This is a genomic window from Streptomyces griseorubiginosus, from assembly GCF_036345115.1.
Taxonomy (GTDB): Bacteria; Actinomycetota; Actinomycetes; order Streptomycetales; family Streptomycetaceae; genus Streptomyces; species Streptomyces griseorubiginosus_C.
This window is the reverse complement of the sequence record NZ_CP107766.1, coordinates 7129620-7142430: the sequence shown is the minus strand read 5'-3', so window position 1 is coordinate 7142430 and position 12811 is coordinate 7129620. Positions and strand designations below refer to the sequence as shown.

The window sequence follows — 12811 nt, the reverse complement described above, 5'->3', positions numbered from 1 at the left end:
CAGCGGCCGTCCGCGCATTCCAATGGCTGATACGCAACCCGGAAGATCCCCTTCACGTCTAGTGTTCTGGGCGTCACTCAGCGGGCATGAACGGTTGTACGAATCCCACGAGCCGCAGGACACGAGCCGCAAGGAGCTGGAAGAACCGTGACCGAGGGGGCCGGCATCCGGGGCATCCGCGACGGAGACCTGCCGGACGACCTGACCGCCGCCGAGGCCGGCATGTGGCAGGCCTTCCGCAACGGCAGCGTGTACGACCTGAGCAGCGGCGACACCGTCGTCGACGACCCGCACGGCGGGCATCCCTGGGGGCCCGAGCGGACGGTACGCGCGCGGATCATCTGCTGGCTGCTGCTGGACGGGCCGCCCGCGCTCGCGGGCCGGGTGTCGTCCCTGAAGCTCACCGGCGTGCAGATCAGCGGCACCCTGGACCTCGCGGGCGGCACGATCGTGCCGTACCTGGAGATGAAGGGCTGCCGCTTCGAGCGGGAGATCCTGCTGCCGGAGGCCCGCTTCACCACCGCGCGGTTCGTGGACTGCTCGGTACCGCGGCTGGAGGCCGCCCGGGTGCACACCGAGGGCGATCTGCACCTGCCACGCTGCCGCTTCCACAACGGCGTCCGGCTGACCGACGCGCACATCGGCACCGACCTGCTGATGAACCAGGCGATCGTGTACCGCGACCGCAGCGGCCGTTCGATCGCCGCGGACGGCATGACCGTCGGCCAGGACCTCCAGGCCGAGCTGCTGGAGTCGCACGGCGAGCTGAGCCTGCGCAGCGCCACGATCGGCGTCTCGCTGAGCCTGCGCGGCGCCCGCCTGAACAACCCCTACACCCGGCTCGCGCTGAACGCCCCGCAGCTGACCGTCGAGCGCACCCTGTACCTGACCCCGGCGGGCGTCGGCGCGTCCATGCTGAGCGGGGCGACGCCCGCGCGCGGGACGCGGATCCAGCGCTTCGAGTGCCAGGGCGGTGTCCGGCTGGACGACGGGCGGTTCGGGGACGCCGTGGACCTGGAACGGGCCCGGTTCACCTTCACCGACGAGCAGGAGCTGTCGCTGCGCCGCATCCAGGCCCCGGAGCTGCGCTTCCTGGGCGAGAAGCCGCAGCGCGGCAAGGTGGTCCTGTCGGGGGCCCGGGTCGGCAACCTGGTGGACCGGGCGACCGCCTGGCCGGGGCCCGGCAACCTCCACATGGGCGGATTCGTCTACGAGAACCTCGTCCCGCACGGTCCCTTCCCGCTGGCCGAGCGCCTGGAGTGGGTGGCGGCCGCGACCGCCGAGTACAACCCGGAGCCGTACGAGAGGCTCGCCGCCGTGCTGCGGGCCGGCGGCGAGGACGAGGACGCGCGCGAGGTGCTGCTCGCCAAGCAGCGCCGGCGCCGGGAGACCCTGCCGCCCGCGGCGAAGTTCTGGGGCTATGTGCAGGACTGGACGGTGGCCTACGGCTACCGGCCGGGCCGGGCCGCCGTGTGGATGGCGGTGCTGTGGGCGGCGAGCTCGGTGGCGTTCGCACACGCGAGCCATCCGCCGCTCAAGGGAGGCGATCATCCGGCGTGGAACCCCGCCCTGTTCGCCCTGGACCTGCTGCTTCCGGTGATCGATCTGGGTCAGGTCGGCTTCTGGCAGCTGCGCGGCGGCTGGCAGTGGCTGGCGGCGGTGATGGTTCTCCTGGGCTGGATCCTGGCGACCACGGTGGCGGCGGGTGCGACCAGGCTTTTGCGGCGGAATTGAGGAGGTCCGTGGTGCGGAAGGTGAACAAAGGTCTCCTCTTTACCGCGCCTTGACCATTCGCCGTACAACTTTCCACGAGTTGCACGTGCGCACTGGCGGAACGCCGAGTCGCGGTCCTTCAATGGTCGACACCATGGCTCTGCTCCCCCCCTTCCGCGCGTCGCGGAGACCCCCGTACCTCACCGGCGGACTGCCCGCCGACGACGAGGTACTGCTCGACGCGCCCGACGACCGGCTCGGTCCCGCGCTGGTCGCCGCCGGACAGGGCTCCCACGGGCGGGCGGCCGCGCTGCTCGCCGCGACCCGCGAGGACGCCGCCTGGGAGCTGCGCGACCGGTACGTCCGGCGGCTGGCCGCCTTCGCCCGCTCGCGCTCCGAGTGGTACGACACCTGGCGCGCCGAGGCCCCGCAGGACCCGGACCGGCTGCTGCTGGGCGCCCAGCTCGCGGTGGACCGCGCCTGGGACTCTCCGGCCCGCGCGGAGCTGCTGCGCGAGGTGAGCCCGCTGATCACGGCCGCCGCGCGCGCTGAGGACCGCGACCCGGTGCCGTGGCGCCTCGCGCTGGACCACGCGCGCGGCTCGCAGGCCGGGCACACCTACTTCGGCGAGCTGTGGGAGGCGGCCCTGCGGCGCGCCCCGCTCCACTACGGCTGCCATGTGGCCGCCCTGCGCTATCTGGCGACCTCCTGGCGGGGCTCGCACCGGGAGTGCTTCGACTTCGCCGAGCGGGCCGCGCAGGACGCCCCGTCCCGCTCGCTCATCCAGGCGCTGCCCGCGCGGGCCACTCTGGCCTGTCTGACCGAGGGCGGCGGCACGGCGGTCGCGCGCGAGCGGCTCGACGCGGCGGCCGACCGGGCGATCGAGCTGTCCGACACGTTCGCGGTGGCCGACCCGTGGCCTGCCGAGATCCGCAACAAGCTGGTGTTCGTCCTGGTGCGCCTCGGCCGCTGGACGGACGCCCTGGAGCAGCTGCGCATGGTGGGCCCCTACGCCACCTCGTTCCCGTGGAGCCGGGAGTCGGAGGATCCCCTCGGCCGCTTCCTCGAGGTCCGCGAGGAGGTCCGGCGGCATGCCTTGATCCATCCACGGAGTGAGCACGGGGGACGTGTCCGCTCCGGAGGCCATTAGGCTTTGGCGCCGTGACCACCGTGCGGCTCCCGCTCTTCCCCCTGAACTCAGTGCTGTTCCCGGGGCTCGTGCTTCCTCTCAACGTCTTCGAGGAGCGCTATCGCGCCATGATGCGCGACCTGCTGAAGACGCCCGAGGAGGAGCCGCGCCGGTTCGCCGTCGTGGCGATCCGCGACGGCCACGAGGTGGCGCCCAGCGCACCCGGCATGCCGGACCAGACGTCGGTGCCGGAGCGCGGTCCGGCGGCCGGATTCGGCGACGACCCGCTCAAGGCGTTCCACTCCACCGGCTGTGTGGCGGACGCGGCGACGGTACGGGAGCGTCCCGACGGCACCTTCGAGGTGCTGGCGACGGGCACGACCCGCGTCCGGCTGGTGTCGGTCGACGCCTCGGGCCCGTATCTGACGGCCGAACTGGAGGAGCTGGAGGAGTCGGCGGGCGACGAGTCGGGGCCGCTGGCCGAAGGGGTCCTGCGGGCCTTCCGCCAGTACCAGAAGCGCCTGGCGGGCGCCCGGGAACGCTCCCTGTCGAGCGGCACGGACCTGCCGGACGAGCCCTCCGTGGTCTCCTACCTGGTGGCGGCGGCGATGATGCTGGACACCCCCACCAAGCAGCGCCTGCTCCAGGCCCCCGACACCGCCTCCCGCCTCCGCGACGAACTGAGACTGCTGCGCGCGGAGACGGCGATCATCCGTAACCTTCCGTCGTTGCCGGCGTCGGAACTGACGCGCGGCCCGACGAGTCTGAACTGAACCCGGGGAACCGTCAGATGCCGAAGAAGGCCAAGAAGCAACAGCAGTCCGGAGGCACCCCGGCGACGGTGGCCCTGACCGCCGCGGGCGTGCCCTTCACGGTCCACGCCTACGACCACGACCCCTCCCACCCGTCCTACGGCGAGGAGGCGGCCGAGGCGATGGGCGTCACCCCGGACCGCGTCTTCAAGACCCTGGTCGCGGACGTGGACGGCACGCTCACGGTGGCGGTGGTCCCGGTGGCGGGCTCCCTGGACCTGAAGGCCCTGGCGACGGCGGTGTCCGGCAAGCGGGCCGCGATGGCCGACCCGACCCTCGCCGAACGCACCACGGGCTACGTCAGGGGCGGTATCTCCCCGCTGGGCCAGCGCAAGAAGCTCCCCACGGTCCTGGACGCCTCGGCCTCCGCCCACCCCACGATCTGCGTCTCGGCCGGCCGCAGGGGCCTGGAGGTCGAACTCTCCCCCACCGACCTCGCCCGCCTCACCGACGCGACCCTCGCCCCGGTCGCCCGCGCGTGACCCCTCGACGGAGTCCCCTTCCTCGGTTATGAGAAGGGGTATGTCGAAAAGGACCCGCAAGCGCAAGTGGCGCACGAAGAAGGGCCGCTCGAACCACGGCAGGCGCCCGGCCTAGCGCGGGGCCGGCCGGTGCGAGAGTGCGCGAGGACGAGTGCTCGACGATCGCCGGCGTCGCGTCGGCCGTAACGGCCTCGCGGCGGTCGCGCCGGCGGTCCGCGTCCACCGGCCCGAGCACCGCCGCTCCCGCTTCGAGACCACTCGCGGCCTGCTCCAGAAGCCTTCAGCAACGCCCGGACACCGGACCTGGGCGACCCACGCCAGAGGGAGCTACTGCCGGCGACCGCGATCGAGGGCGGCACCGTCAAGGACCGGGATTCCGTCGCGGGATTCCACCGGCTGCTGTCCGCGCTCCAGTCCCGTGGAGTCGTCGACCAGGTCTTCGCGCCGGGTTCCTGTCCGGGCCGTGGGGTGTGCCCGTGCGAATGCCATCAGTGACGAAGCGCGGACCCCGTCGGGGACGGCCCCGGAGCGCTACTGCGCAGGCGGACCGAACCCGCCCTCGGCGACCGGCCGCCCGTACCCCGGCTCGGGATCGCGCGGCCCGAACAGGGCCGTGAGTCCCAGGTGCACCAGGAGCGCGGCCAGCGACCAGGCCAGCAGGGCCCCCTTCGCCCCCAGCTTCAGCGGCGCGGAGAACGTGACTCCCTTGCCCACGGACTTCGCGTGGGCCAGCACATCGGACGTGGGCCCGAGCCACAGGCCCACCCGCCACGCGAGCAGGGACCCCAGGAGCCCGCCGAGAGCCAGTCCGACGACCAGCGGCACCCCGCCGCGCCGCCGCCAGAGGAACACGGCCAGCGCGCTCACCAATCCGAACGCGAGCGCCAGCAGCGTGAACGTTCCGTCCACCCCGACCGCCTGCTCGCCCTCCGTGTCCTTGAGATAGACGACCCAGCCGCCCTGCTCGTCGACATCCCCGACGAGCGGCACATGCGGCGCCAGCCACCACCACAGCACCCCGAGCAGCACCCCGACGACCGCCACGCCGACCGTGATCACCGCGGCCTCCAGCAGCTCGGTCCGCATCCCGGGCCCGCCGTGCCCGTACCCGACGTCGGAGGGAGTCGCGTACCCGGCATCAGGAGCCTGCCACGCATCGTGCGAGGAGGGTTCGTGCGGCGGCGGAGGGGGAGTCAACGGTGCGGTCACCCTGACATCGTGCCAGGCCCGCCTGTGCGGCGCGTCACCGGACGGCCGCCCGGCGATAGGCCCAGGTGGCGACGGCCAGCGAGACCACGCCCACGCACCCGCACACGGCGAGGTCCCCGAGCACGAACGCCCAGTCGGGATGCGGCCCGAAGGTCCGCGCGAAGGCCTCGACGCCGTAGGTCGAGGGCAGCAGGTCCCGGGCGAACCGCACCACCTCGGGCATCCGGTCGGCGGGCAGCACCCCGAGCAGCAGCGCGGCGGACATGCCGAGCTGTCCCAGCAGCGTGGCCAGTTCCGGCCGGGGCGCCAGCAGCCCGAGCGCGGCGCCGAGCCCCGCGAGGGCGGCACCGGCCAGCGGGATCACCGCCACCAGCACCCACAGATGCGCCAGGGGCAGCCCGAACAGCACACACCCGAAGACGGCGGTCACCACGGTCCCGGGCACGGTGAAGGAGGCGTACGCGCCCGCGGCGCCCAGCACCACCGCGGCCGGCGGCACCGGCAGCGTGGCGTAGTGGTCGAGCCCGCCGCTCGCCCGCAGCTGCCCGAAGTACTGCGCGAGCAGGTTGAGCGCGACGAAGGCGACCACGAGCACCGAGGCGCCCGCGACCACGGACCGCGCCTCGCCGCCGTCGTCCACGACCCCCCGCATCAGGATCATGATCCCGATGGACTGGAAGGTCGCCACGAACAGCAGCGGGATACGCGCGACCCGTGCGCGGGACAGCTGCGCCCGGTACACGGCCACCAGCGACGGCCACAGCCGCGCGCGGGGCCCCAGCTCGGCCGCCGCGTCCCGGTCCGTCTCCTCGACGGCCAGGGCGCCGCCCGACAGAACCCCGGCGGGTACGACACTCACGTGGCTCTGCTCCTCTTCGCTCCGGCACTCGCCCTGTGACGTACGGATACGGCGGTCTGCGGACTCAACGTGCTCAAGCCTTCACCAGCCCCTGCTGCGCGGCCCCGCCCAGCGCGAGGTACACGTCCTCCAGGCTGGGCGTGGCGAGCGTGAAGTCGTCCAGCGCGGCGAACGCGGCCCCGCCGGTGACGGTGGCGACGACCGCGCGGGCCTCCTCGGGGGCGAGCCGCAGGGTCCAGCGGCGTCCGGCGGCCACGGCCCGGTCCTGGAGGGCGGCGACCTCGGGGACGTGCAGCGGGGCGGCCTCGCGCCACACCAGGTCCACGCGGACCTCCCCGGCGACCTGCTCCTTGAGGCCGGACGGCGTGTCGCAGGCGATGACCCGCCCTTGGTCGAGGACGGCGACCCGGTCCAGCACGGTCTCCGCCTCGATGACGTTGTGGGTGACGAGCAGCACGGTCGTGCCGTGTTCGGCCCGCCGCCGGTCCACGGCGGACCACACCGCGCGCCGCGCCACGGGGTCCATCGCGGTGGTCGGCTCGTCGAGGACGAGCAGCGGCCGCTCCCCCACGAGCGCGGCCGCGAAGCACGCGAGCCGCCGCTGCCCGCCGGAAAGCTTCTTGATCGGCCGCCCGGCGATGGGCGTGAGCCCCAGCTCGTCGAGTACGGCGTCCCGCTCGGCCCGCGCCTGCCGGGCCTCCAGGCCGCGCAGCCGGCCGGTGGTCTCGGCGGCGAGGGAGACGGTCAGTTCGTCGAGGGCGCTGGACTCCTGGCCGAGGTAGGCGAGGATCCGCGAGGCCCGGTCGGGGTGGCGCACGATGTCGTGGCCGAGGATCTCGACGCTGCCGCTGTCGGGACGCATCAGCCCGGTGAGCTGCCGTACGAGAGTGGTCTTGCCGGCGCCGTTCGGTCCGAGCAGCCCGAAGATCTCACCCCGCCGGATGTCGAGCCGCACGTCGTCGGTGGCCCGCACCTCGGGCGTGCCCGGGGCCCCGCGCCGGCCGCGGACCGCCGGATAGGTCTTGGTCAGCCCGCGCACCGCGCACACGACATCACCACGGTGTCGAAGTGCCGGTGCAGCGCGCGTACTCACAAGGGACGAGACTACGGGGTCGGGAGCGCTCCGCCGTTCCCGGGGCACCTCTCATACCGAAATACGCCGTAATACTCACTCACCGGCGGGCGCGTGTTCCGCGGCCGTCCGCACGTCGATCTCCCGCCAGAACCCGGCCCGGATCGCGTAGCGGTCGTGCTCGTCGATCTGGTCGTCCTTGTGCGCGAGCAGCCCGAACCGGGCCGCGTACCGCAGCAGCTCGCCGTCGATCCGGTGCGGCACCCGCGGGTACATCCCGGACAGCCGTTGCAGATGCGCCTGGTCCCCGAGCCGCTCCATCCACCGCCGTGCGAAGACCTGCCCCACCTCGAAGGGGTCCCCGCCGACCGTGGTGATGTCCTCCTCCCGGTCGGCCCAGCGCTGTTCGGCGGTGGTCAGCTGCGCGAGGGTCGGCATGGACGCGACCTCGGGCGGCTCGGCGGCGCCTCCGGGGCGGTCGACCCAGCCCTTGTCGGAGGACCAGCGCAGGGTCGCGCTCGCGGGGTGCTGGGCGGGCTGGGTGCCCGGTGACCGCAGCGCGGCGAGGTCCTTCGGCGTCGGCACCCCCTTGGGCGCCGGCACCCGCTCCTGCGTGCCGTTCTCCGAGGGGGCGCCCGCCGGGGCGTGCTCGGTCTCCTCGGCGGTCCGCTCGGGTGCCTGCGAGAGCGCGGACTCGGGCAGCGGCGCGGAGAGGATCGCGGCGATCTCGGGCCGCGGCACGGGCGGCGGCGCGCACACCCCACCGAGGTCCTTCGCGCGGACGGCCTTGGTGATCCACGTACGGTCGAGCACCCGCCGCTCGTCCGCCTCGGCGACCAGGTCCTCCGACTGGTTGTAGTCCCCGTCGGCGGCCTGCACGGCCCACAGGTGTACGGCGACCCCGTGCTCCTTGGCCGCCATCATGCCCGGCAGCAGGTCACCGTCGCCGGTGACGAGGACGACGTCGGAGCAGGCGCGGTTGCGGGCCAGTTCGGTGAGCTCGGCGTGCATGGCGGCGTCCACGCCCTTCTGGGCCCAGCGTCCGTCGCTGCGGGTCAGGGCGCCGAGCCGGACGGTGACCCGGGGCATCACGCGCAGCCTGCGGTGCTCGGGCTGCGGGACGCGGTCGGGGGCGCCGTCGAACCAGTAGATGCGCAGCAGGGGCCGTTCCGTGTCGGACTCGGCCCGGTCGCGCAGCCCTTGGACCAGGGCGGCGTGGTCGACGGTGATACGGGAACGGGAGGGCTCCCCGGCGAGGAGACTGGCGGCGGCCCCCAGCAGATACCCGGCGTCCACCAGGACGATGCAGCGGTCCACGCTTTCCACCCTCTTTCCGGGAGGTTTGCTTCGGGCTTGCTTCGAGTCTGCCCGACCGCACGGGGGTTAACGGCCCGAACTCGATCTTCGGCGTGGCGTTTCGGGGCATTGCCCGGCGACATCCCCTGTCACGCACGGTAATTATCCGAAATGCGCCTGTTGTCAGCATATGTGAATCTGGTCCCGGCCCTGGCCCCTAGATCCCCACAGGAGGCACCACCATGGCCAAGAACAAGAAGCAGAACCGTAAGCCGTCGCAGTCCGAGCGTGCCGGGCAGGAGCCCCAGCACTCCTCGATGGAGACACAGACCGAGCAGCACGGGCCGCAGGTGACTCCCGGCGACGTGGCCCGCAAGGGTCGGCAGAAAAGCTTCGGCCACAACTGACATGTGCATAAAGGGTTGTTGAGACCCAGGTGCCCGAAGGGCCCTTGAGGCCCGGGTACACAGAGGGGCGCACCCCGTAAGGAGTGCGCCCCTCTGCATATTCCGAGCTCGCTCAGCCCGCCAGGCAGGACGGTCCGAGCAGCACCTTCAGGTCGCCGAAGAGCGCCGGATCCGGCTTCACCCGGTGCCGGTCCAGCCGCAGGACCGTCGTCTTGCTCGGGCCCTGCAACTTGATGCGGACCTCGCTCTCGCCCTTGTGGTGGCTGAGGATCTCACCGAGCCTGCTGACCATCGGCGGGGTGACCTTCAGCGCGGGGATGGTGAGGATCACCGGCGCGTTGGTCCCCGCGTTGGACAGGTCCGGGACCTGGAGCTCCATGGCGACCAGGCGGGGCACGTCCTCGCGCTTGTCGAGGCGGCCCTTGACGAACACCACGGCGTCCTCGACGAGTTGGGTCGACACCAGCTGGTAGGTCGCCGGGAAGAACATGCACTCGATGGAACCGGCGAGGTCCTCGACGGTGGCGATCGCCCAGGCGTTGCCCTGCTTGGTCATCTTGCGCTGGAGGCCCGAGATGATGCCGCCGATCGTCACCACGGCGCCGTCGGCGTGCTCGCCGCCCGTCAGCTGGGCGATGCCCGCGTCGGCCTTGTCGGACAGCACGTGCTCCAGGCCGAAGAGCGGATGGTCGGAGACGTACAGACCGAGCATCTCCCGCTCCTGGGCGAGCAGATAGGTCTTGTCCCACTCGTCGTCGGTGAACTGCACGTCGAGTCCGAAGCCGGGCTCGTTGCTCTCCTCCTCACCCATCCCGCCGAAGAGGTCGAACTGGCCCTCGGCCTCCTTGCGCTTGACCGCGACCACGTTGTCGATCATCGGTTCGTACTGCGCGGTCAGGCCCTTGCGGGTGTGCCCGAGGGTGTCGAAGGCGCCCGCCTTGATCAGCGACTCGGTGGTGCGCTTGTTGCAGGCGACCGCCTCGACCTTGTCGAGGTAGTCGGGGAAGGAGGCGTACTTCCCCTTGGCCTTGCGGCTCTTGATGATCGACTCCACCACGTTGGAGCCGACGTTGCGCACCGCCTCCAGACCGAAGAGGATCACGTCGTCGCCCTGGGCCGCGAAGTTGTGCACCGACTCGTTGACGTTCGGCGGGAGCACCTTGATGCCCATGCGGCGGCACTCGTTGAGGTAGACGGCCGACTTGTCCTTGTCGTCCTTCACGGACGTCAGCAGGGCGGCCATGTACTCGGCCGGGTAGTTGGCCTTGAGGTAGGCGGTCCAGTACGACACCAGTCCGTACGCGGCGGAGTGCGCCTTGTTGAACGCGTAGCCGGCGAAGGGGACAAGCACGTCCCACAAAGCCTGGATGGCCTCGTCGCTGTAGCCGTTCTTCTGGGCGCCGGCCTGGAAGATGGTGAAGTTCTTGGCCAGTTCGTCGGGCTTCTTCTTGCCCATCACGCGGCGCAGGATGTCGGCCTCGCCGAGCGAGTACCCGGCGATGATCTGGGCGGCCTTCTGCACCTGCTCCTGGTAGACGATCAGGCCGTAGGTGACGTCCAGGACCTCGCGGAGCGGCTCCTCCAGCTCGGGGTGGATCGGGGTGATCTCCTGGAGCTTGTTCTTGCGCAGCGCGTAGTTGGTGTGCGAGTCCATGCCCATCGGGCCGGGACGGTAGAGCGCGGAGACGGCGGAGATGTCCTCGAAGTTGTCGGGCTTCATCAGGCGCAGCAGGGAGCGCATGGGGCCGCCGTCGAACTGGAAGACGCCGAGGGTCTCGCCTCGCTGAAGGAGTTCGAAGGTCTTGGGGTCGTCCAGCGGGAGGCTCAGCAGCTCCAGGTCGATGCCCTTGTTGGACTTCACCATCTTGACGGCGTCGTCCATGATCGTCAGGTTGCGCAGGCCGAGGAAGTCCATCTTCAGCAGGCCGAGCGACTCGCAGCTCGGGTAGTCCCACTGCGTGATGGTCACGCCGTCGGTGTGCCGGACCCAGACGGGCACGTGCTCGGTGATGGTCTCGCTGGACATGATCACGCCGGCGGCGTGCACGCCCATCTGCCGGACCAGGCCCTCGACGCCCTTGGCGGTGTCGATGACCTTCTTCACGTCCGGTTCGTTCTCGTACATCCCGCGGACCTCGCCCGCCTCCGAGTAGCGGGGGTGCGAGGGATCGGTGATGCCGTTGAGGTCGATGCCCTTGCCGAGGACGTCGGCGGGCATCGCCTTGGTGATGCGGTCGCCCATCGCGTACGGGTAACCCAGCACGCGCGCGGAGTCCTTGATCGCGTTCTTGGCCTTGATCTTGCCGTAGGTGCCGATCATGGCGACCTTGTCGGCGCCGTACTTCTCGGTCACGTACCGGATCACCTCGACGCGCCTGCGCTCGTCGAAGTCGATGTCGACATCGGGCATCGAGATGCGCTCGGGGTTCAGGAACCGCTCGAAGATCAGGCCGTGCGGGATCGGGTCGAGGTCGGTGATGCCCATGGCGTAGGCGACGATCGAGCCGGCCGCGGAGCCTCGGCCGGGGCCGACCGCGATGCCGTTGTTCTTGGCCCACATGATGAAGTCGGCGACCACGAGGAAGTAGCCGGGGAAGCCCATCGAGATGATGACGTCCATCTCGTAGTCGGCCTGCTTCTGGCGGTCCTCGGGGATGCCGCCGGGGAAGCGGCGCTCCATGCCCCGGCGGACCTCCTCCTTGAACCAGGTGACCTCGGTGTAGCCGTCGGGGATGTCGAACTTCGGCATGAGGTTCTTGGCCTCGAACATGCCGGTGGTGTCGACCATCTCGGCGATCAGGAGGGTGTTGGCGCAGCCCTCCTGCCAGGCGTCCGAGGAGTCGATGGCGTACATCTCCTCCGTGGACTTCAGGTAGTAGCCGGTGCCGTCGAACTTGAAGCGGTCCGGGTCGGAGAGGTTCTTGCCGGTCTGGATGCACAGCAGGGCGTCGTGGGCGGTCGCCTCGTGCGCGTACGTGTAGTGCGAGTCGTTGGTGACCAGCGGGGGGATGCCGAGCTTCTTGCCGATCTCCAGGAGGCCGTCGCGGACCCGGTGCTCGATCTCGATGCCGTGGTCCATCAGCTCCAGGAAGTAGCGGTCCTTGCCGAAGATGTCCTGGTAGTCGGCGGCGGCCTTCAGGGCCTCGTCGTACTGACCGAGCCGCAGCCGGGTCTGGAGCTCGCCGGAGGGGCAGCCGGTGGAGGCGACGATCCCCTCGGACCACTGGGAGATGGTCTCCTTGTCCATCCGGGGCCACTTCTGCAGCCAGCCTTCGGCGTAGGCGTCCGAGGAGAGCCGGAAGAGGTTGTGCAGGCCGGTGGAGTTCACGGCCCACATCGTCTTGTGGGTGTAACCACCCGAACCGGAGACGTCGTCCCGCTTCTGGTGCGGCTGGCCCCACTGGATCTTGCGCTTGTTCCGCCGGGACTCGGGGGCGACGTACGCCTCGATCCCGATGATCGGGGTGACCCCGGCCTTCTTCGCGGAGTGGAAGAAGTCGTAGGCCCCGTGCAGGTTGCCGTGGTCGGACATGGCGATGTGGGTCATGCCCATCTCGTTGCACGCGTTGAACATGTCCTTGAGCCGCGCGGCACCGTCCAGCAGGGAGTACTGGGTGTGGACGTGCAGGTGCGTGAACGGCGGCTTTGACACGGCGTGGCCTCCATGGAAAACACTCGGCGACGGGCGGGCGGACAGATCCGGGGACAGCGTCGAAGTCTATGCCTCGGCACTGACACTCAAGGGGTCGCCCCGCGTACCTTCACAACGAGGGTCGCGGGCACTTTCACCCGGGCCCGCCCGTTGGACAGGACGACAGAAACGCTGTCGTAC

At 71.0% G+C, this 12811-nt stretch carries 10 protein-coding genes; 5 read left to right on the top strand and 5 right to left on the bottom strand.

What is annotated here, in order from left to right; translation table 11 throughout:
- Positions 1-147 precede the first annotated feature (147 nt).
- The 4 genes from OHN19_RS32220 to ybaK all read left to right on the top strand — a co-directional run bounded on the left by OHN19_RS32220 (position 148) and on the right by ybaK (position 4136).
- Positions 148-1734 carry an oxidoreductase gene (locus tag OHN19_RS32220; RefSeq protein ID WP_330267567.1) on the top strand — a complete coding sequence of 529 codons (1587 nt, stop codon included), beginning with the start codon at positions 148-150 and terminating at the stop codon, positions 1732-1734.
- 121 nt (positions 1735-1855) lie between these two features.
- Complete coding sequence (locus OHN19_RS32215) at positions 1856-2863, top strand: hypothetical protein (protein WP_330267566.1); 1008 nt, start codon at positions 1856-1858, stop codon at positions 2861-2863.
- 11 nt (positions 2864-2874) lie between these two features.
- The gene (locus OHN19_RS32210; RefSeq protein ID WP_330267565.1) at positions 2875-3615 is read left to right on the top strand and encodes an LON peptidase substrate-binding domain-containing protein; all 741 of its coding nucleotides are present in this window, start codon (positions 2875-2877) and stop codon (positions 3613-3615) included.
- 17 nt (positions 3616-3632) lie between these two features.
- Positions 3633-4136 (top strand): Cys-tRNA(Pro) deacylase, encoded by a 504-nt coding sequence (ybaK, locus tag OHN19_RS32205; protein WP_330267564.1) that lies wholly within the window; start codon positions 3633-3635, stop codon positions 4134-4136.
- A 531-nt stretch (positions 4137-4667) separates the two neighbouring features.
- Here ybaK and OHN19_RS32200 read toward each other — a convergent pair.
- From OHN19_RS32200 to OHN19_RS32185, 4 genes are all read right to left on the bottom strand, one after another.
- Positions 4668-5345, bottom strand: a complete 678-nt coding sequence (locus OHN19_RS32200) for an AAA family ATPase (protein ID WP_330267563.1) — start codon at positions 5343-5345, stop codon at positions 4668-4670.
- A gap of 34 nt (positions 5346-5379) precedes the next feature.
- A complete protein-coding gene (locus OHN19_RS32195; protein WP_330267562.1) occupies positions 5380-6204 on the bottom strand; it encodes an ABC transporter permease in 825 nt (274 codons plus the stop codon).
- Between the two features lie 73 nt (positions 6205-6277).
- Positions 6278-7252 (bottom strand): ABC transporter ATP-binding protein, encoded by a 975-nt coding sequence (locus OHN19_RS32190; protein ID WP_123760132.1) that lies wholly within the window; start codon positions 7250-7252, stop codon positions 6278-6280.
- Between the two features lie 120 nt (positions 7253-7372).
- Complete coding sequence (locus OHN19_RS32185; protein ID WP_330267561.1) at positions 7373-8593, bottom strand: NYN domain-containing protein; 1221 nt, start codon at positions 8591-8593, stop codon at positions 7373-7375.
- 221 nt (positions 8594-8814) lie between these two features.
- Between OHN19_RS32185 and OHN19_RS32180 the strand changes: the two genes are divergently transcribed.
- Positions 8815-8979 (top strand): hypothetical protein, encoded by a 165-nt coding sequence (locus OHN19_RS32180; RefSeq protein ID WP_330267560.1) that lies wholly within the window; start codon positions 8815-8817, stop codon positions 8977-8979.
- A gap of 112 nt (positions 8980-9091) precedes the next feature.
- Here OHN19_RS32180 and dnaE read toward each other — a convergent pair whose 3' ends face one another.
- The gene (gene dnaE, locus OHN19_RS32175; RefSeq protein ID WP_330267559.1) at positions 9092-12631 is read right to left on the bottom strand and encodes a DNA polymerase III subunit alpha; all 3540 of its coding nucleotides are present in this window, start codon (positions 12629-12631) and stop codon (positions 9092-9094) included.
- Positions 12632-12811 lie beyond the last annotated feature (180 nt).